The sequence below is a fragment of the Paenarthrobacter sp. TRD_SC_7 genome (assembly GCF_056156245.1).
Window position 1 is genome coordinate 4,464,389 of the sequence record NZ_CM149587.1, and the last position, 25,450, is coordinate 4,489,838.

General features: G+C 63.4%; 25 protein-coding genes. 9 read left to right on the forward strand and 16 right to left on the reverse strand.

The window, feature by feature from the left end:
- Positions 1-146: 146 nt before the first annotated feature.
- The gene (locus AC0J5Z_RS21160; RefSeq protein ID WP_475036369.1) at positions 147-815 is read left to right on the forward strand and encodes a GntR family transcriptional regulator; all 669 of its coding nucleotides are present in this window, start codon (positions 147-149) and stop codon (positions 813-815) included.
- Positions 816-833: 18 nt separating this feature from the next.
- Here the strand turns inward: AC0J5Z_RS21160 and AC0J5Z_RS21165 are convergent, their stop codons facing one another.
- The 4 genes from AC0J5Z_RS21165 to AC0J5Z_RS21180 form a co-directional block, all read right to left on the reverse strand.
- Positions 834-1,754, reverse strand: a complete 921-nt coding sequence (locus tag AC0J5Z_RS21165) for an NADP-dependent oxidoreductase (protein ID WP_475036370.1) — start codon at positions 1,752-1,754, stop codon at positions 834-836.
- 61 nt (positions 1,755-1,815) lie between these two features.
- A complete protein-coding gene (locus tag AC0J5Z_RS21170) occupies positions 1,816-2,049 on the reverse strand; it encodes a DUF6480 family protein (RefSeq protein WP_091465072.1) in 234 nt (77 codons plus the stop codon).
- 66 nt (positions 2,050-2,115) lie between these two features.
- The gene (locus AC0J5Z_RS21175; RefSeq protein ID WP_475036371.1) at positions 2,116-2,976 is read right to left on the reverse strand and encodes an SMP-30/gluconolactonase/LRE family protein; all 861 of its coding nucleotides are present in this window, start codon (positions 2,974-2,976) and stop codon (positions 2,116-2,118) included.
- Positions 2,977-3,025: 49 nt separating this feature from the next.
- The gene (locus AC0J5Z_RS21180; RefSeq protein WP_475036372.1) at positions 3,026-3,739 is read right to left on the reverse strand and encodes a TetR/AcrR family transcriptional regulator C-terminal domain-containing protein; all 714 of its coding nucleotides are present in this window, start codon (positions 3,737-3,739) and stop codon (positions 3,026-3,028) included.
- 124 nt (positions 3,740-3,863) lie between these two features.
- Between AC0J5Z_RS21180 and AC0J5Z_RS21185 the strand changes: the two genes are divergently transcribed.
- Both AC0J5Z_RS21185 and AC0J5Z_RS21190 read left to right on the forward strand, forming a co-directional pair.
- Complete coding sequence (locus AC0J5Z_RS21185) at positions 3,864-4,586, forward strand: DUF2306 domain-containing protein (protein WP_475036373.1); 723 nt, start codon at positions 3,864-3,866, stop codon at positions 4,584-4,586.
- Positions 4,587-5,024: 438 nt separating this feature from the next.
- Complete coding sequence (locus AC0J5Z_RS21190; RefSeq protein WP_475039797.1) at positions 5,025-6,221, forward strand: IS30 family transposase; 1,197 nt, start codon at positions 5,025-5,027, stop codon at positions 6,219-6,221.
- A gap of 71 nt (positions 6,222-6,292) precedes the next feature.
- Here the strand turns inward: AC0J5Z_RS21190 and AC0J5Z_RS21195 are convergent, their stop codons facing one another.
- A complete protein-coding gene (locus tag AC0J5Z_RS21195) occupies positions 6,293-7,582 on the reverse strand; it encodes an adenylosuccinate synthase (protein ID WP_224094034.1) in 1,290 nt (429 codons plus the stop codon).
- A gap of 478 nt (positions 7,583-8,060) precedes the next feature.
- Between AC0J5Z_RS21195 and AC0J5Z_RS21200 the strand changes: the two genes are divergently transcribed.
- A complete protein-coding gene (locus AC0J5Z_RS21200) occupies positions 8,061-8,693 on the forward strand; it encodes a uracil-DNA glycosylase (protein WP_475036374.1) in 633 nt (210 codons plus the stop codon).
- A gap of 147 nt (positions 8,694-8,840) precedes the next feature.
- On the opposite strand, the gene AC0J5Z_RS21205 is transcribed toward AC0J5Z_RS21200, so the two are convergent.
- Positions 8,841-9,887, reverse strand: coding sequence for an ABC transporter substrate-binding protein (locus tag AC0J5Z_RS21205; RefSeq protein ID WP_475036375.1), 1,047 nt, complete (start codon positions 9,885-9,887; stop codon positions 8,841-8,843).
- 123 nt (positions 9,888-10,010) lie between these two features.
- Here AC0J5Z_RS21205 and AC0J5Z_RS21210 point away from each other — a divergent pair, with 123 nt between their 5' ends.
- From AC0J5Z_RS21210 to AC0J5Z_RS21220, 3 genes are read left to right on the forward strand one after another with little or no spacing between them, the layout of a single operon-like run.
- Positions 10,011-11,093 (forward strand): iron chelate uptake ABC transporter family permease subunit, encoded by a 1,083-nt coding sequence (locus AC0J5Z_RS21210; protein ID WP_475036376.1) that lies wholly within the window; start codon positions 10,011-10,013, stop codon positions 11,091-11,093.
- Positions 11,090-12,154: an iron-enterobactin ABC transporter permease gene (gene fepG, locus AC0J5Z_RS21215; RefSeq protein ID WP_475036377.1), complete on the forward strand. Its 1,065-nt coding sequence runs from the start codon at positions 11,090-11,092 to the stop codon at positions 12,152-12,154. Before AC0J5Z_RS21210 ends, fepG begins: the two co-directional genes overlap by 4 nt.
- The gene (locus AC0J5Z_RS21220; protein WP_475036378.1) at positions 12,151-12,963 is read left to right on the forward strand and encodes an ABC transporter ATP-binding protein; all 813 of its coding nucleotides are present in this window, start codon (positions 12,151-12,153) and stop codon (positions 12,961-12,963) included. Before fepG ends, AC0J5Z_RS21220 begins: the two co-directional genes overlap by 4 nt.
- A 119-nt stretch (positions 12,964-13,082) precedes the next feature.
- On the opposite strand, the gene AC0J5Z_RS21225 is transcribed toward AC0J5Z_RS21220, so the two are convergent.
- The 9 genes from AC0J5Z_RS21225 to AC0J5Z_RS21265 all read right to left on the reverse strand — a co-directional run bounded on the left by AC0J5Z_RS21225 (position 13,083) and on the right by AC0J5Z_RS21265 (position 22,629).
- Complete coding sequence (locus AC0J5Z_RS21225; protein WP_011773312.1) at positions 13,083-13,505, reverse strand: DUF3151 domain-containing protein; 423 nt, start codon at positions 13,503-13,505, stop codon at positions 13,083-13,085.
- Entirely contained in the window at positions 13,505-14,524 is a 1,020-nt protein-coding gene (fbaA, locus tag AC0J5Z_RS21230) for a class II fructose-bisphosphate aldolase (protein WP_475036379.1), read from the reverse strand. Before fbaA ends, AC0J5Z_RS21225 begins: the two co-directional genes overlap by 1 nt.
- Positions 14,525-14,714: 190 nt before the next feature.
- Positions 14,715-15,641 carry an endonuclease domain-containing protein gene (locus tag AC0J5Z_RS21235; RefSeq protein WP_475036380.1) on the reverse strand — a complete coding sequence of 309 codons (927 nt, stop codon included), beginning with the start codon at positions 15,639-15,641 and terminating at the stop codon, positions 14,715-14,717.
- 137 nt (positions 15,642-15,778) lie between these two features.
- Positions 15,779-17,005: a lipase family protein gene (locus tag AC0J5Z_RS21240; protein WP_475036381.1), complete on the reverse strand. Its 1,227-nt coding sequence runs from the start codon at positions 17,003-17,005 to the stop codon at positions 15,779-15,781.
- A 169-nt stretch (positions 17,006-17,174) separates the two neighbouring features.
- Positions 17,175-17,873, reverse strand: coding sequence for a TrmH family RNA methyltransferase (locus AC0J5Z_RS21245; protein ID WP_475036382.1), 699 nt, complete (start codon positions 17,871-17,873; stop codon positions 17,175-17,177).
- A 56-nt stretch (positions 17,874-17,929) separates the two neighbouring features.
- Positions 17,930-18,958 (reverse strand): hypothetical protein, encoded by a 1,029-nt coding sequence (locus AC0J5Z_RS21250; RefSeq protein ID WP_475036383.1) that lies wholly within the window; start codon positions 18,956-18,958, stop codon positions 17,930-17,932.
- 217 nt (positions 18,959-19,175) lie between these two features.
- Positions 19,176-21,395, reverse strand: coding sequence for an FtsX-like permease family protein (locus AC0J5Z_RS21255; protein WP_475036384.1), 2,220 nt, complete (start codon positions 21,393-21,395; stop codon positions 19,176-19,178).
- The gene (locus AC0J5Z_RS21260) at positions 21,392-22,105 is read right to left on the reverse strand and encodes an ABC transporter ATP-binding protein (protein WP_475036385.1); all 714 of its coding nucleotides are present in this window, start codon (positions 22,103-22,105) and stop codon (positions 21,392-21,394) included. Before AC0J5Z_RS21260 ends, AC0J5Z_RS21255 begins: the two co-directional genes overlap by 4 nt.
- Positions 22,102-22,629, reverse strand: coding sequence for a PadR family transcriptional regulator (locus AC0J5Z_RS21265; RefSeq protein WP_475036386.1), 528 nt, complete (start codon positions 22,627-22,629; stop codon positions 22,102-22,104). Before AC0J5Z_RS21265 ends, AC0J5Z_RS21260 begins: the two co-directional genes overlap by 4 nt.
- A gap of 117 nt (positions 22,630-22,746) precedes the next feature.
- Here AC0J5Z_RS21265 and AC0J5Z_RS21270 point away from each other — a divergent pair, with 117 nt between their 5' ends.
- Positions 22,747-23,577 carry an HAD-IIA family hydrolase gene (locus tag AC0J5Z_RS21270; protein WP_475036387.1) on the forward strand — a complete coding sequence of 277 codons (831 nt, stop codon included), beginning with the start codon at positions 22,747-22,749 and terminating at the stop codon, positions 23,575-23,577.
- A gap of 12 nt (positions 23,578-23,589) precedes the next feature.
- Positions 23,590-24,300 (forward strand): tyrosine-protein phosphatase, encoded by a 711-nt coding sequence (locus AC0J5Z_RS21275; protein WP_475036388.1) that lies wholly within the window; start codon positions 23,590-23,592, stop codon positions 24,298-24,300.
- Positions 24,301-24,321: 21 nt separating this feature from the next.
- On the opposite strand, the gene AC0J5Z_RS21280 is transcribed toward AC0J5Z_RS21275, so the two are convergent.
- Positions 24,322-25,446, reverse strand: coding sequence for a thioesterase domain-containing protein (locus AC0J5Z_RS21280; protein WP_475036389.1), 1,125 nt, complete (start codon positions 25,444-25,446; stop codon positions 24,322-24,324).
- Between the last annotated feature and the right edge of the window lie 4 nt (positions 25,447-25,450).

A 25,450-nucleotide genomic window follows, 5' to 3' on the forward strand; every position in this document is an offset into this window, starting at 1 on the left:
CCAACAGGCCAAGGCTCCAGCCGGGAAGCTCCCGGAACGCGTCCTATGATTGTCTAACAAGTACACATGCCCGTCAAGCGTGCCTTGTAGACTTGTCTGGCAAGATTGAAGCAAAGAGAGCCCTTCGAGCCATCAAGGAGGCCTTGTTGCCGGGCCGAGTATCAGCAGTTTCAATAGTTGACGCCATTGCAGCGGACTTGCGGAGCCGCATCTTTTCCGGCGACCTCCGCCCCGGCGACACGCTCACGGAAACAGACGTTGCCTCCTCCTACGAGGTAGCCCGCCCCACTGCCAAGGCGTCGATTGAAAAACTCGTCCCCGAGGGATTGCTGGAGCGGGGAACACACAAGACAGCGCGCGTGGTGGAGCTCGGACCAGGCTCCGTGCGCGACATCTACCTGGCCCGCGCGTACCTTGAGAGCGAGGTGCTGAGGCGGCTCGCCCAAAAGAAGGAAGTACCGGAGGCGGCCGTCCAGGCCAATCGCGACATTGCCGCGCTGCAGAGCGGCGCTCCTTTGGACGTGGTCGAACCGGACATGCGCTTCCACACCAGCTTGATTGATGCCGTGGGCAACCAGCGCATCAGCCGTATGTACCGCTCGCTCGTGGGAGAGGTCCGCATGTGCATGGTCCGGGTCCAGACGCTGCACCTACTGGACACTTCATTGATTCATGCAGAACACCAGAAGATCCTCGAGCTCATCGAATCCGGTCAGCCCGACGCAGCCGCCGCGTTGCTCGACGAACACCTGGGGCGGGCACGGGAACGCCTGGTTGCCGCAATGGGCGGGGACTCCGGGGAGGCCACCGCCTAAGCTAAGCGGCAGACCGACCTACGGGACGGTGACCACGATCTTTCCGCGGGTATGGCCCTCCATATTGAGCCGGAAGGCGTCCCCCGCCTCTGCCAACGGGAGGGCCTGCGCCACTTCCACGAGGATTTTGTGCTCGTCCACCAGGTCAGCGAGTTGCTGCAGCTCGGCGCCTATGGGATTCACCCACATCCACGTGCCGCCATGGGCTTCTACCTCGCTGTCGGCGATGGAAGCGTGCCGTCCATTCTCGGCCAGCACCTCCAAAGTTGCTTCAAGATTGCCGCCCACGAAGTCGGCCACGACGTCCACTCCTCCAGGACGCAGCGCCTTCACCCTTTCAGCGAGCCCCTCACCATAAGCAACGGGCTCGGCACCCAAGGACCGCAGGAAGTCATGGTTCTTCCCGGACGCCGTGGCGATCACCTTCGCGCCACGCGCCACGGCGATTTGAATACCGAGGGAGCCGACTCCGCCGGATCCGCCGTGGATCAGCACGGTCTCGCCCGAGGTGAGACCCAAGCGGTTGAGGACCTGGAAAGCGGTGAGCCCTGCCAAGGGAAGCCCTGCCGACTCGTTCCATTCCAATGATTCCGGCTTGCGGGCAAGCAGTCGCTCGGGCAGGGCGATGTACTCGGCAAAACTGCCACCGTGGACGTAATCCTTGCGGCCATAGGAGATAACTTCGTCACCGGGCTCGAAGTGGGGAGCGTCGATACCCACAGCTTCCACAACACCCGCAACATCCCAGCCGGGGATCGCCGGGAATTGAAGATCCATGAATGAGTCGAGGTACCCCGCCATGATTTTCCAGTCCACCGGATTGACGGATGCAGCTTTCACTTTGATCAGGACCATGCCCGGCCCAACCTTAGGCATGGGCTGCTCTGTCAGCTCAAGGACATCCGGGCTTCCGTATTCGCTATAAGTTATTGCCTTCATATGAGCGCCAACTCCCATTTAGCGCAGCGTATTCCGAAGAGGCTCGACGCCGGCCTGCCGCCTAGTCGAAGAAGCCCACGATGTAGCCGATGAAGAACAGCAAGGTAAGGAGAACGCCGGCACCGATGGCTGCCAACCACAGAAACTGCGTGCCCTTCCGGGGACCGCCCTCGTCGTGCCCCTGGGGCCCGGCTGTTGAAGCCTCGCCGGGAGGTGTTTCTCCAGGGGGCACTCCCCCGCCCGGCTCCAGGCCGGTGATCTTGTCCTCATACGGATCGGGGTTGCTTCCGGACATGTCCATCACTCCCTTGATTGCAGTGCTGGTGCTGTGTTCAAGGCTATCGGGCCGAGGAGATTGGGCCTAGCATCCCTGGGTAGACGTCCTCAGCCGGTACAGGGACGTCGTGGCCGTGATGTAGAGATCGCGCCCATCCGGCCCGCCAAAGCAGAGATTGGATACTCGTTCCGGAACGTCGACGGCAGTCAGTAAGCCGCCGTCCGGGGAATACACCCGGACGGACGCTCCCGCGGAGGTCCACACCCGGCCCTCGATGTCGACGCGGAAACCGTCCGAAGCCGCGTCGTCTTCGAGCTCAACAAAAGTCCTGCCCTCTCCGCACGCACCGCCCTCAACTGGGTAAACAGCGATCCGGAACGGCACTCCGTGGGCCCGGCCCGCCGTGTCCGCAACGTAGAGAAGTGATTCATCCGGGGAGAACGCAAGGCCGTTGGGGTGCACCAGATCCGTGACCACCGGCGTCAGCTCTTCCTTGGCAGGGTCGAAGCGGAAGACGTAGCAACCGCCGTATTCCTGCTCGCCCTCATGTCCCTCCACCGTCCCGGGCAGGATCCCATAGGGAGGATCGGTAAACCAGACTGCGCCGTCGCCGCCAACCACAACGTCGTTGGGCGAGTTGAGCCGACGCTCACCGAACGCTTCAACGATTGGCGTCACCACGCCGTCGCGGTCCCGCTCCACGCGCCTGCGGCCGTGGCTGCACTGCACCACACTCCCGTCGGGGTGGAGCGTCCGCCCATTGGTGTACTCGACGCCGGTCGCGTACTCGCGTGTGGCGCCAGTGGCAGGAGAGAACTCGAGGGTCCTGTTGTTGGGGATGTCGCTCCAGCGAACGGTCTGCGACTGCGGAATCCAGAGGGGGCCCTCGGCCCAGACGGTTCCTTCAAACATCTTCTCCAGGGTGCCGGCGATCAGTTCTTCCATGTGTTCGAGACTAATCGTTCGCAGGTTCCGAATTGGCTTCGCAGCGCGTTCAGCCGTTTGACGTCCAGTTCCGCTCGTGGAGTCGCTCGAATCCGTCAAGGAGCAGGTCGAGGGCAAACTCGAACTCGAACTGGTCGTCGCAGCCGTTCCCGACAACGGACTCGTCGTCATGCGTTGCCGCTACAGCGATCTGCAAGAGATTCGGGTACTTCTCGGCCATCTGCCGTGCCATGGCAGCCCGGGCTTCCACCGATACCCTTTGCTGCTCGTTCGCGTCTTGCCCCGCCGAGTCATCAAAGACCTCCTGGGTAAAGCCCCACATTCGGCTGCCCATGGCATGCATGACATGGTGCGTAAGATCCACCGAAAGTCCGCCAGCCAGGTACATCCCCGCGAAGCCGTCCATGTATGCAAGTACGGCCGGCGTCGGGTTGGTGCGGGATTCAATCACAGGGCGGGCCCAGGAATGCCGCAGGAGTGCCTGTCGGGCGGAAAGCACTCGGAGTCGGACCGCTGTTTTCCACGGGGCATCCGGAACGGGCGGGTTGATCTCGCCGACGATAGTGTCCACCATGCCGTCGAGGAGCTCTTCCTTGTTGGCGACGTGTTTGTAGAGCGCCATCGGAACAACGCCCAGCTCCTGGGCGAGGCGACGCATGCTGAGCGCCTCGATACCCACCTCGTCCGCGAGCCCAATGGCCGCCTGGAGCACGCGGTCACGGTTCAGAGGTAAACGTCGGACTGCCTCCGCCGGCTGGGTCATGGGGATCGCCTTTCCGAAAATACTGCCAAGTTCTTAGCCTAGGGATTGACAGGTATACAGCGTACACCTAGTCTAGCAATCACAAAGGTGTACGCCGTACACCTCCTACTCGCAAGGCAGCGTCATGACACCAAAAACCACCCCCTCCTTCCGGGGCCCTCGCACAAAATGGGCGGTGCCCGTGGCGTTGATCATCCTCAGCCTCATCCCGGTGATTGCCGGAGCGGCGCGCCTCAGCGAGCTGACGGGCGGCGCGAACGTCACTCCGCAGAACGCCAGGTTCTTCGCTTCGCCCATCCCCGTGATAGCGCACATCGTCACTGTCACGGTATACAGCCTGCTCGGGGCTTTTCAGTTCGTCCCAACACTTCGACGAGGCAGGCAGTCGTGGCACCGAATGGCCGGACGGATCCTTGTGCCGGCAGGCCTGCTCGCTGGTTTGTCCGGCTTGTGGATGTCGATGTTTTACGCCCTACCAGAGGGTGACGGCGAGGCCCTCCTGGTTCTTCGGCTGGTCTTTGGTTCCGCCATGGTTACGAGCATTATCCTGGGTCTCTTTGCGATTCGCCGGGGGGACTACGCCACGCACGGCGCGTGGATGACGCGTGCGTACGCAATCGCACTGGGCGCGGGAACACAAGCCTTCGTGTTCCTGTCGTGGATGCTGGTTGCGGGCCCCGCCGACGAGACAACGAGGGCAGGGCTCATGGGTGCATCCTGGGTCATTAACTTGGCGGTGGCCGAGTACGTCATTCGCCGGCGCAGATTGTCCGGCCCATCCTCCCGGCCGGCGAGTCGGGTCCCCAAACCGGAAACGACGACGGCGGGCCACCGCTCGGTTCCGTGAGGAACCGGGGGGTTCTAGCGGTCGTTGCAACACCCGGAATTTTTGGGAGTTGCAACGACCGTGTCGTCTTTATCGAACGAACCGGCAAACCGCCGGAAGTACACGCCTGAGCAGAAGGCTCAGTTCTTCCAAGCCCTTGATCGCCTTGGCAGTGTCACCGCCGCAGCTTCGGAGCTTGGGCTGAATCGGATGACTTGTTACCAGTGGTGCCGGAAGGCCGGCATCCGGAACGAGCAGGCCGTCAGGATGCAATACACGCCAAGACAGAAGGAAGAGTTCCTCTTGGTCCTTCGGCGTGTGGAGAGTGTGACTCTGGCCGCCGCCGAACTTGGGTTGAACGTCAATACCTGCCACCGTTGGGCTGGAGAAGCGGGAATTGCCAGCAAGGCCCCAGGATCCGGCCGGCGGGAGAAATTCCTCCAGTTGCGTGGGATCGGGATGAGCCGAAGCGAAGCCATCTCCGCCGTGGGCGTCAATCCCAAGACCGCCCGGGAGTGGGAGCGTGGAATCCGGAAGTCCGGCGGGCGACGCATTTACCCTGATGGGCGCGTAGTCGATTACAAACGTGGTGTGACCACCATGACCTCTTCCACCGGCACAACCGAAAGGGCGCTGGTGCCGGTCCCGGCCTTAGAGAAGCCCGTCGACCCGCGATACCTCAATGTTCAGGAACGGGAACTGATCCGGGATCTGCAAGCGGCGGGATCCTCGCTCAGGGCGATAGCCCATGTCCTGGGCCGTTCGCCCTCGACCATTAGCCGTGAGTTGGCCCGCAATACCGACGGCAGGCTGGGTTACCTGCCACATGGGGCACACCGGCGAGCCTTGCTCCGGCGGGCACGTCCCAAGACCGCCAAACTGGCCGGTGAGTCGGAGTTGCGGGACTATGTCAAGGACAAGCTGCTCATACGCTGGTCTCCGGAACAGATCAGCAACACGCTGATCGAAGAGTTCCCCGACAACCCGGAGATGCGTGTGAGCCCAGAAACCATTTATCAGGCCCTCTACCTCCAGGCCAGGGGCGGACTCAAACGCGAAGTGCAGGCAGCGCTGCGCACCGGCCGGACCCGCCGCAAACCACACACGACCGGCGAACAACGCACGCGACGGTTCGTGGACCCTATGCTCATGATCTCCGAGCGTCCGCCCGAAATCGAAGACCGCGCCGTCCCGGGCCATTGGGAGGGCGACCTCATTACCGGCGCCAATAACCAGTCCGCGATCGCGACCCTGGTCGAACGCACTACCCGCTACGTCATGCTCGTCCACCTCCCAGGCGACCACACCGCCGAAACCGTCCGTGACGGCCTCATCAAGACCATGGCCACCCTACCGGCCCACCTGCGCGGATCCCTGACCTGGGACCAGGGCTCGGAAATGGCCGCCCATAAATCCTTCACCCTCGCCACCGACATGCAGGTCTACTTCTGCGACCCTGCCAGCCCCTGGCAACGCGGCTCAAACGAAAACACCAACGGACTGCTGCGCCAGTACTTCCCCAAAGGCACCGACCTGTCCGTCCACGGTCCGGAAGACCTCGAACACGTCGCCCAGGAACTCAACGGCCGCCCACGCAAAACGCTCGGCTGGAAAACCCCAGCCGAGCGTTTACGTGATTTACTACTAACCACCTAACCAACAGGTGTTGCAACGACCCCTAGAAACCGCAACCAAGGTGACCCGCCGCCGTCGTAAATCCGTAGAACCTAGTCGTTGATCAGGTCGTGAACAACAATCGTCTGGTCGCGGTCCGGGCCGACGCCGATGGCTGAGAAGCGGGTGCCGGAGAGCTTTTCGAGGGCCAAGACGTAGTTGCGCGCGTTCTCCGGGAGGTCTTCCAGGGTGCGGGCGCCGGTGATGTCCTCAGTCCAGCCGTCGAAGTACTCGAAGATGGGCACTGCGTGGTGGAACTCGGTCTGCGTCATGGGCATTTCGTCGTGGCGCACGCCGTCAACATCGTAGGCAACGCAGACCGGGATCTGCTCGATGCCCGTGAGGACGTCCAGCTTGGTCACGAAGTAGTCCGTGAAGCCGTTGACGCGGGAAGCATGGCGGGCCAGCACGGCGTCGTACCAACCGCAGCGGCGGGGACGGCCGGTGTTCACGCCGAACTCGCCACCGGTCTTCTGCAGGTAAACGCCCATCTCGTCGAACAGTTCCGTGGGGAACGGACCGGCGCCAACACGCGTGGTGTAGGCCTTGATGATGCCAATGGACCGCGAAATGCGGGTAGGACCAATGCCGGAGCCAACGGACGCGCCGCCCGCTGTGGGGTTGGACGAGGTGACGAACGGGTAGGTTCCGTGGTCGACGTCCAGGAACGTTGCCTGGCCGCCTTCCATGAGCACAACCTTGCCCTCGTCCAGCGCGTTGTTGAGTTCCAGCGTGCTGTCGATAACCAGCGGGCGCAGGCGCTCAGCGAAGGACAGGAAGTACTCCACGATCTCGTCCACCACGATGTCGCGGCGGTTGTAAACCTTGACCAGGAGTTCGTTCTTCTGGCGCAGCGAGCCTTCCACCTTCTGGCGGAGGATGGACTCGTCGAAGACGTCCTGGACCCGGATGCCCAGGCGGGCCACCTTGTCCATGTACGCCGGGCCAATGCCGCGGCCGGTGGTACCGATGGCGCGGCTGCCCAGGAAGCGCTCGGTCACCTTGTCCAGGACCTGGTGGTACGGAGCAACCAGGTGGGCGTTGGCCGAGACGCGAAGGCGGGACGTGTCCGCGCCACGGGCTTCGAGGCCGTCGATTTCCTGGAAGAGTGCCTCGAGGTTCACCACGCAGCCGTTGCCAATAATGGGAATGGCGTTGGGACTCAGGATGCCCGCGGGAAGGAGCTTCAGCTCATACTTCTCACCGCCGACAACCACGGTGTGCCCGGCGTTGTTACCGCCGTTGGGCTTGACCACATAGTCAACGCGGCCACCGAGCAGATCGGTTGCTTTGCCTTTGCCTTCGTCGCCCCACTGGGCTCCGACGATCACGATAGCGGGCATGGGATCCTCCCCCATTCTTTCGGGCCTGGACCCAGCCGGATGACCAGGACGAGACGCCGTACATGAGAATGCCCCGACGCTAACTGGTGCAGACCTGCCACAGGCAGGGCATACGCAAGAGTTTCGGGGCTCTTACCAGCCAAGTTTAGCCGATTGCAAAGGTTTCTCTGGTGTTTGGCCGGCGTTGGGGTGGAACTGCAAACCACTTTGTCGCCATTAAGGCAGGCCAGCGCCTTGTTGTTCAGCATGCGTAAGCCGTCTACCCCCGTCGAGAGCTACCCGCCGCCGTCGAGACGCCTGCCACGTTTCCAGGGCAACACGCCGTGTCGCATTAAGAGGCGCGCCGGAGCAGCACCCGTTCACCCCTATAGTCCGGTAAGGTTAGTTAGCCCCCAACAGCACCCTTTGAGGTTTGGCTGCGGCATGCCCGCAGCACCTTGGAACGGTGCGCTGTAACACCTAGGAGACCTAACCCCTGATGCAAGAACTGGCGACTGAATCACCTGAAGAAATCCTCTGGAACCGCCGCTACGAACCGCACATCGCCGAGGTCAACGAGCTGTGCGACTCCATCAAGGAGCAGAAGCCGGGCAGCGAGGTCCTTTACATCGACCCCGCACACAGCATGGATGACTGCCGCATCGTCAGCCTTTTCTCCAATCAGCGCACCTCGTCCGGCGAGGGCTTCATCACCCCGGGTGATGAAGAGGCCAACACCCGCATGCTGGGCATGCAGTGGCAGCTTGGACTCCGGCCCGAGCTCATGATTCCGTGGAATGCTTACCCGTGGATCGAGCCCACCGAGGAACCGGGCAAGCTGACGCCGGCCAACATCACTGAAGGCCTCAAGCCCTTGCTTCGCCTCCTCCAGCTCCTGCCGCGCACGTCGGCATTGGTGGCACACGGCAATGAGGCACACCGCCTGGCCGACCAGCTCATGAAGGCCGCACCTGCCAGCATCGCCCGCCGCGGCTTCAAGGCCTTCAAAGTCCGCTCGCTCGGTGGCCGCTCCTTCGCCGGCACTCCGGCCCGCCAGCAGGAATACCTGGACGCCATCCACGGTGCATACGCCGAGGCCATGGCCCGCACGGGTATCCCCCGCAAGGCCTAGTTACCAACCCGTTGCGGGGCCTGCTTTGCGCACCAAATCTCCGGGTAAGCGCGCAGGCCGGGCCTCACAACGAACATACGACGGCGGCCCTCACCTTTTTGGTGAGGGCCGCCGTCGTCGTTGGGTGCTTGTGTTGGGGCGGCGGCGTTAGCCGACCAGCATGCTGCGGAGGTCCTTGAGGATCAGCTGCGCGCCTGTGGGGCCGAGCCCGAGGAACCAGACGTCGTCGCTGACGGCCTTGGCCTGGCCGGATTTGACCGCACCAAGCTTGGGCCACACGGCACCTTCGACCACGGACGTTTCTCCGGTGGCCGCGGGATCGCCGTAGCTGCTGTAGAAGATCCAGTCAGCATCGCCCTGCTCGATATTCTCGGCCGAGATCTCGGCGGCAAGTTCATCAATGTTCTGGTTCTCCGGACGAGCCAAGCCTGCGTCCTTCAGGATGACGCCGATCAGCGACTTGTTCGCGTACAGGCGGATCTTGCCCGGCAGGAAGCGGACCAGGGAGATCTTGGGGTCGCCCTTCACGTCTGCCTTGAGGGCGTCGGCTTCGGTCTGGTAATCGTTGAGGGCCTTGACGGCTTTGTCTTCCTCGCCCAGGGACTTGCCCACCAAGAGGAAGTTCTCTTTCCACGGGAAGCCGGGGCGGATGCTGAAGACCGTGGGAGCGATGGCGGACAGCTGCTTGTACAGCTTGTCGGCGCGAAGCTGGCTGCCGAGGATCAGGTCCGGCTTCAGCGCCGCGATCGCTTCAAGGTTGAGGTCCTGGATGGTGCCGACCGAGGCCACATCCTTGACCTTGTCAGCCAGGTAGGTGGGGACAGGGTTGGCGCCTTCAGTGGTCGCCATGCCTATCGGCGTGATGCCGAGGGTTACGACGTCGTCCAACTCGCCGGTGTCGAGGACCACGACGCGGCTGGGCTTCTTCTCCAGGGTGGTCTCACCGTTAGCATGCTTGAGCGTGCGCGGGAAAACGCCAGGGGCAGCGTCCGTGCCGAGCTTGGCCGTTTCCTGGTCTGCTGTGGTGAATTTGGAACCACCCGTGGCAACGTCGGCGTTGCCCGCGGTGGAACCGGAGCCACCGCTGGTGCCGCAGCCCGCGAGGAGGCCAACCACTACGGCGGCACCGGCTACCTTCATCGCAAGTTTGCGCACTGCGAGAAGCCTTACGCGGCTGTACTTCAAAATCGTCATTTTTCACTGGGTAAGGCTAACCTAATTAAGGCACACTTCCGTGACGTTGTGACAACAGTCACGAAAGGGCCGCCTTATTTCTGCCCCACCTCTCCGGAATGGTCCCTTGTTGTGTCCCCATTGATGGCTCGCGCTCCCAAGCCACAGGCCGGCGAGCCACTCACCGCCTCCCCGTCAGCAGACAGCGCGGCCGCAAGTTACGGCGTCGTCAATAAATCCCGCTGGCGGATCCTCTTCCTGCTCCTTGCGGCGGCAGTCCTGCTGGGTGCAGTGGTGTTGAGCCTGGGTGTCGGCGCCAAGTTCATCCCGGCGTCCACGGTCCTCGAAGCGTTCACCAACCCGCAGGACACCGCCGACCACGCGATCATCCTTGATAGCCGCCTGCCGCGCACCTTGATGGGCATCGCCGTTGGAGTTGCGTTGGGCGTGGCCGGCGCGCTCATTCAGGCGATCACACGGAATCCGTTAGCCGATCCGGGCATCCTGGGCGTCAACGCGGGTGCATCGTTTGCCATTGTGATTGCCATCGGCGTTTTTGGGGTCGGATCCCTCAGTGGCTACATCTGGTTCGCGTTTGCGGGCGCCATCCTGACCACTGCGGCCGTGTACCTGATCGGCACATCCGGCAGGAACGTAGTGAACCCGATCCGGCTGACCTTGGCCGGAGTTGCGTTGGGCGCTGTCCTTACGGGTATCGGGTCCGGACTCACGCTGCTGAACCCCAAGGCTTTTGACCACCTGCGCTCGTGGAGCATCGGTTCGCTGGACACCCGCAGCATGGAGTCTGTCATGACAGTGGCACCGTTCATGGGCGTGGGGCTGCTTGTCGCATTGTTCTGTGTCCGCGGGCTCAACGCTGTGGCGCTGGGCGACGACCTCGCCACTTCCCTCGGTGCAAACGTCCACCGCACCCGCGTCCTGGGCGTAGTGGCCATCACCCTCCTCAGCGGTGCAGCAACCGCTGGCGCCGGAGCGATCGGTTTTGTCGGGCTCATGATTCCGCACATCGCGCGCTGGATCGTGGGGCCGGACCAGCGGTGGATCCTGGCTACCACCGTGCTGCTCTCCCCCAGCCTGCTGCTGGTGTCGGACGTCGTGGGCAGAGTTGCCGCACCCGGCGAACTTCAGGTAGGTGTGGTGACTGCTTTCATTGGTGCGCCGGTGCTTATTGCGCTCGTGCGGCGGCGGAAGGTGAGTGGGCTATGACGCGCTTAGACCCAGGGAGCCGCGTCGACTTTGGCCGTCCCACGGTCTTGGTCCGCAACCGTTCGCTGAGCCTCCGCTTCGATGTACGCAGCATCCTCGTCTGCATCCCACTGGTTCTCGCGGCCCTTGCTGTGGCCGTGGTGTCACTCGCTACTGGCGACTACGACATCACCATCGCCCAAGTCCTGCAGGCCTTCACCGGCGACGCACCAGGGCTCGCCCAGACCATCGTCATGGAATGGCGACTCCCCCGCGTTCTGGCGGCGCTGGCGTTTGGCGCGGCATTGGGAATGAGCGGCGGCATTTTCCAGTCCATGACCCGCAACCCCCTGGGCAGCCCGGACATCATCGGTTTCAACACGGGCGCCTACACGGGAGCCTTGATCGTGATGCTGACCGTTGGCGGTGGCTACCTCGGCATCGCCGCAGGAGCCCTTGTCGGCGGCATCCTCACGGCGCTGGCCGTCTATTTGCTGGCTTACCGCCGTGGTTCCCAGGGTTTCCGTCTCATCATCGTGGGCATCGGAATCAGTGCGATGCTGGCCGCGTTCAACCACTGGCTGATCCTGCAGGCCGAGCTTGAGGCCGCCCTGGCTGCAGCTGTCTGGGGTGCCGGGTCCCTCAACGGCATCACTTGGGAGCAAGCGGCGCCTGCCGCCGTCGTGGTTGTTGTGGTTGGCTTGGCCACGCTGGCGGTCGCACGCCGGATGCAACTCCTGGAAATGGGCGACGACGCAGCACGCGCCCTAGGCGTCCGGGCGGAACCCACCCGTTTGTTGCTGCTGGTCCTTGGCGTGGCACTGACGGCGGCAGTCACCGCCGTGGCCGGACCCATCGCGTTCGTAGCCCTCGCCGCACCGCAACTGGCCCGCCGGCTCACCCGGAGCGCCGGGATCACGCTGGTGCCCTCCGCGGTGATGGGCGCCTTCCTCTTGGTGGCCAGCGACCTCGCGGCCCAACGCTTGTTCGCTCCGATCCAGTTGCCCGTGGGCGTTGTGACGGTGTGCATCGGCGGTATCTACCTCGTCTGGCTGCTGGCCAGGGAAGCAAGGAAATCATGAGCCTCACCACTGCTGCGCCGCAGCTCCACGCCGAGGCATTAACCATCGGCTACGAGCAGCGCATCATCTCCGAGAACCTCAACGTGCGCATCCCCGAGGGGCAGTTCACCGTGATCGTCGGTCCCAACGCCTGCGGCAAATCCACGCTGCTGCGCGCCCTCGCCCGGCTGATCAAGCCCCGCAGCGGACAGGTGTTGTTGGACGGGAAATCGGTGACGTCATTGCCCGCCAAGGAACTCGCACGGCGCCTGGGTTTGCTCCCGCAGTCGTCCATCGCACCCGATGGCATCACCGTGGCAGACCTCGTGGCCCGCGGCCGTTATCCGCACCAAAGGCTGCTGCGGCAATGGTCCGAGTCCGACGAGGTTGCCGTCGTTGAAGCGATGGAGGCCACCGGCGTCGCGGCCCTGTCCGGGCGCCTCGTGGACGAACTGTCCGGCGGCCAGCGGCAGCGCGTGTGGGTGGCCATGGTCCTCGCCCAGCAGACCCCGCTCATGCTTCTGGACGAGCCAACAACCTTCCTTGATATCGCCCACCAGATCGAGCTGCTGGAACTGTTCCGCGAGCTCAACCTGGACAAGGGCCACACACTGGTTGCCGTGCTGCACGACCTCAACCACGCCAGCCGCTACGCGGACCACATCATCGCCATGAAGGACGGCAGGGTGGTAGCCGAGGGCCCTCCCGCGGACGTGATCACCGAGTCCTTGGTGGAAGAAGTGTTCGGGATGGCCTGCAGGATCATCGAGGACCCCGTGACCCACACACCGCTGGTGGTTCCGTTGGGGCGGCCGCGGCTACCCAACTAGGTCGCAGCAGAGCGCGTTTTGAGCGGTCAAAACGCGCTCTGCTGCTACTTACTTGGGTTAAAGACGACGGCGACCCTCGCCTTTTGGGTGAGGGTCGCCGTCGTTGTTTGCTTGAGTCCCTAGCGGGCTTCGAGCGCTGCCTTGGCCTTCGGGTCCGAGTCGTTCAGGAACTTCTCGATCCGCTCCGGCTCTTCAGCTTCGCCGATTGCAGAAGCGGCACGACCCAAAGCGTAGAGCGCACGCAGGAAGCCCTGGTTGGGCTCATGCTCCCACGGAATGGGTCCGACACCGCGCCAACCGTTGCGGCGCAGGGAATCCAGGCCGCGGTGGTAGCCAACACGGGCGTAGGCGTAGGACTCGATGGTGCGGCCCTCCGCCCAGGCTTCCTCCGCGAGGATGGCCCACAGAAGAGACGACGTGGGGTTCTTCGCCACCAGGTCCAGCGCTTCGTTGCCGAGTGCCAGGTGCTGGTAGATCTCGGTTTCGGCGGGCAGGAGCGTGGGCTCCGGCCCCATCAGGTTCTTCCGGAATTCGTCGGACATTAGAAGGTCTTGCCAACCGATCCGAGCTGCTGCGCGGCTTCGACGATGCGCGCGGCCATGCCGGCTTCGGCGGAAGCGCCCCAGACGCGGGGGTCGTAGGTCTTCTTGTTGCCCATTTCGCCGTCGATCTTCAGGACGCCGTCGTAGTTGGCAAGCATGTGGCCGGCAACGGGGCGGGTGAAGGCGTACTGAGTGTCGGTGTCGATGTTCATTTTGATGACACCGTAGGAAACGGCGTCAGCGATTTCCTGCTCGGTGGAGCCCGAGCCACCATGGAACACGAGGTCGAACGGGTTTTCCTTGCCGATCTTGGCGCCAACCTCGGACTGGATCTGCTTGAGCAGCTCGGGGCGGAGCTTCACGTTGCCCGGCTTGTACACGCCGTGCACGTTGCCGAAGGTCAGTGCGGTGAGGTAGCGGCCGTTTTCGCCGGCACCGAGGGCCTCAATGGTGGCCAGGGCGTCTTCGGTGGTGGTGTAGAGCTTCTCGTTGATTTCGTTCTCAACGCCGTCTTCTTCGCCACCCACAGTGCCGATTTCAACTTCGAGGATGATCTTGGCAGCTGCAGCGCGTTCCAGCAGCTCGCGGCCGATGCGCAGGTTCTCGGAGAGGGTCTCGTGCGAGCCGTCCCACATGTGCGAGTTGAAGATCGGGTCCTTGCCGGCCTTAACAGCTTCCTCGGAAGCCGCGAGCAGCGGAAGGACGAAGTCTGCAAGCTTGTCCTGCGGGCAGTGGTCCGTGTGGAGGGCGATGTTGACGTTGTAGTTCTTGGCAACTTCGCGGGCGAACGCGGCGAAGCCGAGGGAACCGGCAACCATGTCCTTGACCGAAGCGCCGGACCAGTAGGCTGCGCCACCGGTGGAAACCTGAATGATGCCGTCGGATTCGGCCTCGGCGAAACCGCGGATCGCAGCGTTCAGAGTCATCGACGACGTCACGTTGACCGCGGGGAAAGCGAATCCGCCAGCCTTTGCGCGGTCGATCATCTCGGAGTAAATCTCTGGGGTTGCAATGGGCATGGTGACTCCTATGCTGAATTCGTCTGTGGGTTGGTAACCCTGGAGTAGACCGCTTACGGCTAGCACCCATCCTAGCGATATCCACCGGGACGCCGTGTTTCGGGTCACTGGTGGTTCTTAACACTTCCGCCGAGTTGGCATTTAACCCCCATGTTGCGGCAAGACATGGGGTTTAAGTGCCACCTCGGCGCTACTTCCATCCGCGGCTTTGGAGCGCCCGGCGGACTTTATGTACGACGGCGGGTCTCTCACCTTCGAGGTCGTGCTTGGAGATCCGGACCTCAAGCCAGCCATATGCCAGGGAGCGTTCCTGGCGTTCGATGTCCCTGAGGTGTTGTTCGGCGCCGCCGTGGTGTTGGCCGTCGTACTGAAGCGAGACTTTCCACTCGAGGTACGCAGCGTCCGGCCACAGGACTGGCAGGCCGAGGTGATTGCGGACCACGTGGTTCAGTTCAGGTTCAGGCAGGTTCGCGTCGATCAATGCCAACCGCATGTGGGTTTCCGGAGCCGAGTCGGCGCCGACCCGGATGAGTTCCAATGCTGCCCGTGCCGTTCGCACTCCGCGCATCCCAGGGTGGCGCCCCACGATCTCCCGTAACTCCTCGATGCTGCATATCGCGTCCTTAGGCACAGGGAAATCAGGACCGTGGGAACACACTAGCGAGTCGCCCGCTGCAACCAGATCTTCCACGGTAAGCAACGCTGCCAAGTCCAGCCACGTCCGCGCCGGCGAGGTGAGACGGACGCCGTCGTACTCAACCGTCTCCTCCGGAAGGAAAGTGAGGAGGTGCCCTGAGACATTGACCCGCCGGGGAAAACTGAACCCCCTCCGGCGGGCCAGGTGAATCCGCCAATCGCCACTGACATAGCCGGGCAGCGGGACATTCCACAGCCGTGCGGCACTGAGCATGACAAGCACAGAGGCGTCATCCAGGTCTGTGTAAGCCCGTAGGGCTGCCGCCCCGGAGGCACCGAACAAGACCGGCACCCTGACACCGCGGGAAACTGTCACCAAATCCTTGGCAGCAGTGCGCTTGCGGGTCACGCCGGCCTTGTCCGATGCGCGCAAGGAAAACGAGCCCGTGGTCAGATGGTCCGGAAGGTTTGTCCTGCGCATTCCTTATTCTGGCTTGCCCGCCAAACTCCCCGCTGGGTTATCCACAGCCCAGGCTGCCTACCCCGCGCCGAGTTGGCAGATAACCCCCATGTTGGGCCCGGACATGGGGGTTATCTGCCAGTTCGGCGGGAGGTGAGTTATCCGTACAGCCAGCAGTTGCTCGCCGGGCTCCTGCCCGCAAAACGACGCTCCAGGAACAGGAAGGCCTGCGGGATCGCCGCCGCATACCCTCCAACGTGGGTAGCCCCCGCGGTGGTATCGAAGTACACCGACGAACCCGCCGCGCACCAACGCTTGGCCAACTGGCGGCCCTGATCGTAAGGAATGACATCGTCCAGCACACTGTGGGAGAGCAGAACCGGAACCACGGGTGCACGCCCGTTGCCGATTTTCTGTTCCGCGATCACCGGCTTGACCTGCGGCAGGTCCAACAGTGAACTCAGCTTCTCCCCGGACACCGTGAGCTTAGTAGTGTCCAGGAAGCCGCTGGAGGCAATGGACTGTACAGTGCATTCCTGGTTCGTCGCAGCGATTTTCGCTTGGCCGGCAACACTAAGATATGGGCTAAGGTCCAGCCTCCCGGCAGCGCTCATGCCGGTCACCGCGTAGAGAAGGAAGCCGGTGTACAGCCCGCCGTCGAGGTTGCGTCCCACTGAGGGAAGATCCGCCGGGACGGCACCGGCATAGGCGCCCTTGAGGTTCAGCTCCGGCGTGTACTGCGCCGCAAGCTCGACGGCAGCTGCCGAGGCGCCACCGCCTTGGGAGTATCCGGCAAGGGCCACTGGTCCGCCGGCCACAAGCTGAGGGTTACCTAGTCGCTGGGCCGCGCGGACGATGTCGAGCACTGCGTGTGCCTGCGATGCACGATCCATATACGTGTGGCTGCCCGGAGTGCCCAGTCCTTCATAATCGGTCACCGCAACGGAGTATCCCCGCGCCAATAAACCGGCGATGAAGACGCCCTCGTACTCCTCGCCCGCAGCCATCGCCCGGGAGGGCGCACACTGATCGCCCTGCCCTTGGGTTCCCACGGCATACCCCACCAGCGGACGAGCGCCCGCGCCTATCCAGGGTGCGGACGGAACCAGGACGGTGCCGGTCACTGCGATGGGAACACCGGCGCCGTTCACGGATCGGTACATGACGCGCTGCACGGTGGCCTGCGCCCTCACGGTCTTAAGGGGATCGACGTAGAAGACCGACGGCTCAGTCCGGATCACGTCGCCGTTGGCGGGTGGAAGCACGACCGGGGCGGCGTAAAAGTCGGCGGGCTCCGGGGCCGCAGTGGAAGCCCCGCCGCTGCCCGCCGCGAGCAGGAAAGCAAGGATGAAAGCGGAAGACAGTCGTAGAGAAGGATGCTTCATTGAACCTCCAGTAGTAGCCGTGCGCCACGATGAGCACGGTCCACGGCAGATGTTACTAATGGGTAACATCTGGGCCTAGGGATTCAGCGAATATTTCTTGCCGCGAGATGGCAGTTAACCCCCATGTTTGGGGAAAACATGGGGGTTAAGTGCCGTCTCGGCGGGAGGGCTAAGAGACGGGCTGCTGGAATACGTGCCGGCGCACCCACGCGTGCATGGCAATGGCCGCGGCGGAGGCTGCATTCATGGAGCGGGTGGAGCCGAACTGCTCGATGGAAAGCGTAGCGACGGCGGCATCGTGCACCTCGGGCGTGAGGCCGGGGCCTTCCTGGCCGAACACCAGAACGCACTTCTTCGGGAGGTCAAAGGTCTCCAGAGGTACGGAATCCGGGAAGATATCGATGCCGATCACAGCAAGCCCCTCCCCCTCAGCCCACTGGACAAAGTCCTCAACAGTTGGGTGGTGGCGGACATGCTGGTAGCGGTCGGTGACCATGGCCCCGCGACGGTTCCACCGCCGTCGACCAATAATGTGGACCTCTTTGGCGAGGAAGGCGTTGGCAGTCCGCACCACGGTGCCGATGTTGAGGTCATGCTGCCAGTTCTCTATGGCGATGTGGAATTCGTGGCGTTTGGAATCAAGGTCCGCCACGATCGCCTCGTGCTTCCAGTATCGGTACTGGTCCACCACGTTGCGGCGGTCACCATCCCTCAACAGGTCCGGGTCCCAGTGCTCGCCAACCGGCCACTCGCCTTCCCAAGGCCCGACGCCGACCTCGGGTTTCGCTTCTGCCTCACCTTCCGGTGTGGTTTCGGCAGGAGACCCGGCAGGCGTGGGCAGGGCGTTATTGGGGGGAAGGTCAGTCACCCCTCAACTTTAGCCCTGCCCCGTTGCCCGCCTGAGCGCGCTGTGTCGAGCGGGCCTTAGACCATCTTCCACTTGTTGATGCGGTACGAGTTACTCAATTGCTCGAAGAGCCCGGGGTGTGCATCCCAGTACGTTTTGTGACCACTGACGCCGAGCATCTGCGGGGTCCCCCACGGCGTCACGGAGAACAGGTTCACGGCCTGAATCTCTTCGCCGCGGGCGTTGGTGCAGGTGAATCCGACGACCACGGCCGCACCGCGTCGGAACTCGCGGATTTCCGGCATGGAGGTCTTGAAGTCCGCCGTGCACTTGTGGCCCACCAGGTTCTGGGGCAGTTCGGTAGCGGTCATCCCCTTGTAGCGGGTTTCGATGTCCTTGATGGCCTTCTTGATCTCCGCCGGATCCTTGCCGTACTTGCCTTCCTCAGACTCCGCGAAGAAAGCGTAGGCGAGCGCAATTCCGTCACCGTCGGCCTCCACAGTTCCTTGGGCCTTCTTCTGGATCTCTACACCGGTGGTGGGGTCCTTGGTGATGCCGAACGACTCGTCATGGGTCCACTCGGCCAGGTACTGGAAGGACGATTCGCCGGTGACCCACTTGCTGAACAGGGGATCGCCGTCGGCCGGTACGTTGCCGGGTCCGGCCAGTTCGTCCCACCCAGCGGGCAGGGGGATGGCGTCAGCGGGGATTTCGGAGGATGCCGAGGCCTCGCCTGAGGGTTCGGCAGACGGCTCGGCAGCTGCCTCGGATGCTTCATCGGAGGACGTCACCGATGGCAGCGGGGTGTCAACGGCGGTGGGCTTGGTCATCGACGGAATCAGCCATGTGAACGTCACCACCAGCGCAACAATAACGACGACGGCGACGCCACCCAGGATGAGGAACAGGGACTTTTTGTTGTGGTCGCCCGGGTTCTGGCCGGGTCCGCCAGGCTGGCCGGGTCCGCCAGGCTGGCCGGGATAGCCGGGCTGGCCGAGATAGCCGGGCTGGTACTGGCTGTACTGGTCCTTGCCGGTGTCGTAGCGCGGCTGCGGCACGCCGTCCGGGTTGTGGGGAGGCTGAGGCACTCCGTTGTTGTTGCTCATGACAGGCCCTTTCAAATGCAGTGAGTCACCGGGATGTTTCTGGGGACACCTGGTGGACGATCCGGAACAAGGGGACCTGCTGAAGCGTGGGCGACGCATAAAAACCACCATGTCGATCCCCCGACCCACGGTGGTGGCACGCCAGCGCCGCAACCAGCGTAGTCGAGCCCGAGGCGCCCAACGCAAGTCACGTCGTGGAACAGGTGCGGGTGCTGCGTCACTCAAACCGCGTGGCTGTCATGCCTGTGCTCCTCCGGATGAGGCCGAAGGTTCCCACCACGGCGCAGCAGGCAAGGAGGAGGCTCAAGCCCAGGGCGGCAAAGTATCCAGGATCCGGCCAGGCCACCTGATAACTGTCATCGATGACGGTGACCATAAGCCAGGCGGTGAGGAAGCCGAGCCCGATGGAGAGCAGCAGCACACTGAGGAGCGGGACCGCGGCTTCCCGGGTGATGATCCGGCGCAGGACGAAGGGAGGCATTCCCATCAGCCGCATCAACCCCAGGACCCTTCGCCGGTCCAGGATGGCCGAAGCGGTCCCGACGGCGAGTGACAGTCCAGCGATGGCGACTGCAACAAACATTCCCAGGTATGCCAGCACTGCCAAGCCGTTGACGAGGCGGCGGGATGACTGCAGTTGGAAGTCTGCACTGGAGGCCGCTGGAGTGGCCGTGACGCCCGAGCTGTCCAAGGCCGTCCGGGCGCGATCCATGGCTTCGGGCGTACCGTCGGTGCCCAGCACGATCACAACCGGGACCAGTTCCTCCAAGGTTTCACCCGGTGCGGGCGTCAGCTCGAGTGGCTGCGCCGTCCAGAAATAGAGGAACGTATCATCCACAGCTACGGTCTCCGATGCTGGAACGTCCTCGAATCCCAAGGCAGGGGCGTCCGCAGCGCTAAAGATGAGCTCGGATCCGGCACCCCTTTCGGACAACGCAGCGGGGCCGTAGCCCAGGACGGCGCTTCGGATACCGGGCAGTTCTTTGGCAGCCATGGCGGCCTCCAGAACGGCAGCCGGAATCTGTCCCGGCCCAACTGTCGCGTGCAGGCTGGTGGGCTGAAGAAGGCCGGGCCTGGCCACCGGTGCATCCGCGGACTGGATGACGCTTGATGCTCCGGCAAAAACCGAGACGACGAACACCGCAATAACCAGTCCCGACACAGACCGGAACGTCGCAACGGGGGTTCTCTGGATGCGGCTGGCCGCAATCACCGTCGCGGCGCTTCCGGCGTGCCGCAAACCCATGTGGCTCACGGTCCGCGTCAACCAGGGGCCGATAACCACGATGCCCACGAGAACCAGCAAGAAGCCGACCATCAACAAGGGGGACTCAAGCCACGGCAGTCGGATTTCCAGGACGCGGATAAGGACCACTGCCGAAATCATGAAGGCCAACCCCAGCAGCACCGGCACAGTGCGCCAGGCTGTCGGCCTCCTCTCGTGGACAGCCCTGCTCACGCCTAGGGGCCCGACGTCGGCACGCGCCGTTCGCACAGCGGTAACAAGCGCTGAAGCCGCCACCACCACGGCCACCACCGTCACAGCTGCACCCCACCCGGGGTGGAGATCCTCGGCAAACAACCTGGATCCATTGATCGGTATCTCCGCGGTGGCCGGGCTCAGCAAGGTGGCTGCCAGGACACCCAGCGTCGCGCCGATCAGGCTTGGGATGGCAATTTCGACGGCGGCAATGCGCGAGACCGTGCGTGGCGAGGCACCTATGAGCCGCAAGGTAGCAAACCGTTCCCGCCGTTGGGCGGCCCCCAAATCCGTGACAATGCCGATCAACAGCAGAACAGGGAAGAACACCGCGATTGCCCCGATGATGATCACTGTAGTGTAGCTGGCCGCACTGCCCCCGTAGGGGTTGCTGGTGAAGTCTGATACCAGGGAAGCGGTCCCGCTCGCCCGAAGTTCGCCCGCCGTGGCGCCGGTGATGACCACCAGCGAGTCCGGCCCGGGCAGCGCTGAGTCATCAATCGTGCCGGCATAGGCCCCGAAACGGTCGCCAAGCTGATCCGATGGCGTGGACGCGATGAGTCGCTGCAATGCCGGAGAGGCAAAGTAGCTGCCCGGCTCAGGAGGAACGCCAACACCGGGGATTTTCACTGTGGCCGAGGGCAGGGCGGCAAAGTCACGCCGCTCGATGAGCTTGTCCCGGAAGATCTCAGCACCTTTGGTTTTCATGAGCGCTGTTTCCGGCGTCAACGGAATGGGCTCGGCAAGGCCTGAGCCGTCCGGGGAGTCCGAATAGGCGGGCTTCCCGGTTTCCCGCAGCCAGGCCCCGCGGTCGTCACGCGCTTGCAGCCCGTTAGCACCGCCCCACAGCAACAGCAACAGGCAAACCCCGACCGCGACACCTCCAGCGATTCCGGCAAGCCTGCCGTAGGCGGAGCGGCTGCCCGTTACTGCGAGGCGAAACAGCCCGGCATTCACGCGGACACCCGGTAGCCGGCACCCATGGCGCCATCCCGCACGATGACTTCCCGGTCGGCATAGGCGGCCGTGCGGGCATCGTGGGTGATCATCACTACCGTGGTTCCTGCTTCACGGACGAGATCGAGCATCAGTGTCAGGACGTTCTCTGACGCGAGGGAATCAAGCGCACCCGTGGGTTCATCCGCGAACAACACGGCAGGCGAGGTCACCAGCGCCCGGGCCACTGCGACGCGTTGGGCCTGGCCACCGGAGAGTTCCCGGGGCAACTTGGAATCAAGCCCATCCAGCCCCAACCGGTCCAGGAGATCCGTGGACCTGCGGAGTGCTTCCGGTCGTTTGATGCCGTTGAGCAGCAGCGGGATGCTGACGTTGTCTACCGCAGTGAGCTCCGGCAGCAACTGACCGAACTGAAAAACGAAGCCAAAATCAGTCAGCCGGAGGCGTGACCGTTCCGGTTCCCGCAGGGCATTGACTTCCAAGGAAGTTCGTCCGGCCGGGCAATAGGTTACCGAACCGCCGTCGGGCTTGATGACCCCTGCGAGGCAGTGCAGCAACGTGGACTTTCCGGATCCTGACGGACCCATGACGGCGAGCACCTCACCTGCGTGGACATCCAGGTCGATACCGCGCAACGCCTCGGTGTTACCGAAGGAGTGGTGCAGGCCGCGGGCGCTGAGGATGGGTGATGCCGGGTCCGTGGTGATCATGCGCTGTGCAGCTCCTTCTTGAGTTGGGTGAGGCGTGCGCTGGTGAGGTCCATCCAGCGCAGGTCAGCTTCGATGTGGAACAGTCCGTGGTCGCACATCAGCACGTGCAGCAGGCCTGCGTCTTTCTTCATCCGGGTCAATTCACGCATGCGGGCCATGTGTTCGCTGCGCTGCACATCAAGCAGGTGCTCGGCGTCGTCGTCCAGTAGTAAAGCAATCACTGTCTTGGCGAAGAGGTTGCTTTGCAGGGACTCCGAGGGAACATCCGGGGTGAACAACCACTCGCGGACCTTGGCCTCACCGGCAACGGTGATTTCGTATTTCTTGCGGTCCGGGCCGCCTCCGGTTTCCTCCCCCAGGGCGCGAATCAGCTCGTCGCGGACCATTCGGGCCAGCGTCGAGTACACCTGCCCGAACGCCAAAGCCTTCCCTGCACCGAAGTAGCGGTCGTAGGAGTGCTTGAGGTCGTAGCCATAGCTGGCCTCGCGATTCAAAAGGCCCAGGAGGGTGAGTGAGTTGTTCACCCTCCTATCTATACACTGAGTTTATAGTGGTACGCCAGCAGGCGAACAGGATGTCCCGAGGCCCGAATAATGAAAGACTGGGTGGCAGTGCATGAACAATCCCAGCCGGAGGCAAATATGGCAGAAGAATCCACGCCCCACACGTCCGTATCGGTTTACCGGAACGGCCACGAAATCGAATGCTGGCTCACGGACATGGACGGCGTACTGGTCCATGAAAACCAGGCAATCCCCGGCGCAGCTGAGCTCATCCAGCGCTGGGTGGATACGTCCAAGCGGTTCCTCGTCCTGACCAACAACTCCATCTTCACTCCCCGCGACCTCGCAGCCCGACTGCGCGCGTCCGGCCTGGAAGTTCCGGAAGAGAACATCTGGACGTCCGCACTGGCCACCGCCCAGTTCCTCAAGGACCAGGTCCAGTCCTCGGACTCCGGCAACCGCGCCTACACCATTGGCGAAGCCGGACTCACCACCGCCCTGCACGAGGCCGGGTTCATCCTCACAGACACCGACCCCGACTTCGTAGTGCTCGGCGAAACCCGCACCTACTCTTTCGAAGCGATCACCATGGCCGTCCGCCACATCCTGGCCGGTGCCCGCTTCATCGCCACCAACCCGGACGCCACCGGCCCTTCCAAGGACGGCCCCATGCCGGCGACCGGTGCCATCGCGGCCATGATCACCAAAGCCACGGGCCGCGAACCGTACATTGTTGGCAAACCGAACCCCATGATGTTCCGCTCGGCCATGAACCAAATCGATGCCCACTCCGAGACCACGGCCATGATCGGCGACCGCATGGACACGGACATCGTGGCCGGCATGGAAGCGGGCCTGCACACGGTCCTGGTGCTCAGCGGCATCACGCAGCGCGAAGAAATCGTGTCCTTCCCGTTCCGGCCCAACCAGATCCTAAACTCCGTGGCCGACCTCAAGAGCCAGATCTAAGAGGCCAAAACCATGGCTGTGCTCAATCTGCGTCCCCTGGCCGGCGGCCGGATACTCAGGGGAAGCCAGCCATTCGGCTTGGATGCCGCTGCAACGTCGGGTTTCCTGGCGGAGCACGGAATCCAAGCCATCATGGACCTTCGCAGCGAGCTTGAGCGTTCGCTGGTCCCGTGGCTGGTTGACGACGGCGGCGGCGAGCCTGTCGCCGTCGTCCCGCCCGCCGTCGAACTCATCCATAATCCGCTGGACCCGAACGCCATTGCCGGCTCGCTCCAAGCCGTGGAAACGGCAGAGGACCTCGGCGAGCTGTATTTGGGGTGGATCCAGCTGCGACCGGAATGGGTGGCTGACGCCCTGCGACCCGCCGCCCGCGGAAAACGCACTCTGGTGCACTGCTCGTTGGGCAAGGACCGGACCGGGGTGGTGTCCGCGATTGCCCTTCTGGCGGCCGGAGAGTCTGATGATGCCGTGGTGAAGGACTACACGGCCACCACTATCAGCCTCCCCACAATGCTGGAGGTCATGGCCGAAACTTGGCACCTGCACGTCCCCTCCACGCCAGCGGCATATTTCAGCCCGGAACTGATGGTCCTGCAGAGCCCTGAAGCTGCGATGCGGCATTTTCTGGCCGGCTTCGCACGCGAGTTCGGCGACGCGCGGAGCTTCCTGCGCGAGGCGGGCCTCACCGCCGTCGAGGTTAAATCGCTGCGCGAGGGTACGTGACAGCGCCCAGCCGGAGAAGCGCTAGGCGGGCCGGATCACCTTACCGTTCGGCTCCTGGTATGACGGCTCCCGGGGCTCGGGCGGGAGCGGCTGGAGCTCATCCTGGACACGTTCCAGCAGCGGCCGGTAGGTGCTGCCGTTCCACTGCGGGCTGGCATGGGCGGGCCGGGCGCCTTCCGTGCTGAGCGTGGGCATCGCCATGTTCGCTCCGAAGACCTTGCTCCACCCCGCACGCGCCGACTCATAATCCACGGTGGCGTCCTTGGCGTTGCCTATGAATGCCATCTTGGCGCCACCGATTTTTCCGGCCAGCCGGAGGCCGTCAAAGTGGTAAATGTACGCTGACTCCGTCTGTATCAGCACACTGGAAGGGGCGATCGGCGATAGTTGTTCCAGGCTCTGGTCAAGGATCTGCCGCCACGTGCGCTCGTCCTTATGCGCCACACGCTCCCCCAGCTCATAGCCGCCGCGCAGTACCGACGGGATGCGGAAGCCATTTTCGTAAAGGAACACCACACCGTCGAACCAGCTTTGGTCCAGGACGTCTGCCCGGCTGAACGGGCTCGAATCCAGGACGATCAATTGCGTTTCGACGCCGTGCAGTTCCAGCAGGCGGGCCGCGACCTGGGTGGCGAGCATTCCGCCAAAACTGTGGCCGTAAAAGTACAGCTTCTCCAGTTCCAGCTCGCGGACGTGCAGGATGATTTCGCGGACGATCTCGTCCACGTCCAATCCCAGGTTGGAATATCCGACGGCGGCAAGGCGGCCCCGCTGATGCAGGGCAGGACGCAGCGAGTTGAGGATCCACTGGGCCTCCTCCCAACTGGTTTTGTAACCCGGGAAGAGGATCCAGCTGGCCTTGGGGAAGTACAGGTCCGAGTACGAATCAGGGACGCGGAGGATCTTGGTGGCTCGCCGCTCGGCCTGCACACGACGAGTGAAGAGCATGTCCGCGGCGAGCGCCCCGGAAGCTCCGGCGGTGATGAGGAAGCTGCGGCGGGATGTCTTCTTCAGCCGGGCAGCGTAAGGCAGGATCCGGGCCCATGAGCCCGGATCTTCGGCTTTCTCCGGTTCCGGAGTCACCGCCGTGGGGAGGTTTTCGTTCACCTCCGGCGGTGCCGTGAGCTTCCCTACTTGAACGTCCACGCAG